Source organism: Halalkalibaculum sp. DA384 (genome assembly GCF_043951955.1).
In the GTDB taxonomy this organism is placed as follows: Bacteria; Bacteroidota; Rhodothermia; order Balneolales; family Balneolaceae; genus JAMQKA01.
The window spans coordinates 1-355 of record NZ_JBINJE010000125.1; the positions used below are offsets into that span (position 1 = coordinate 1).

Sequence of the window (355 nt, forward strand, 5' to 3'; positions counted from 1 at the left end):
CCGCTGGCCAAGATGAAGGAGTATGAGTCGCTGATCAACCTGGTCCACTACAAGGACTGGGCCGGCCCGGATACCTTTGCCCTGATGGGGGAAGGCAACGTGGACTTCGTGGAGATCACCCGGTGGCTGGTCGAGATCGGCTTCGACGGGTGGATCATCTGTGAGGATGAAGCTCCGAAAGCCGTCGACCACCCCGACGAGGTGACCCTGCACGACGGGCAGTGGATTAAAAACGACCTGCTGCCGGCCCTGCACTAATTCACTGTAACAAACCCGAGGAATACCAATGCCATACGCCGAAACCAACGGAATTCAACTGTATTACGAGCAGCGCGGAAGCGGAGAACCTGTAATC

General features: G+C 57.2%; 1 protein-coding gene. It reads left to right on the forward strand.

Annotation, left to right across the window (positions count from 1 at the left end):
- On the forward strand, positions 1-258 hold a 258-nt coding region (locus ACG2E4_RS18540), incomplete at its 5' end, for a TIM barrel protein (RefSeq protein WP_395277519.1).
- Positions 259-355: the final 97 nt, after the last annotated feature.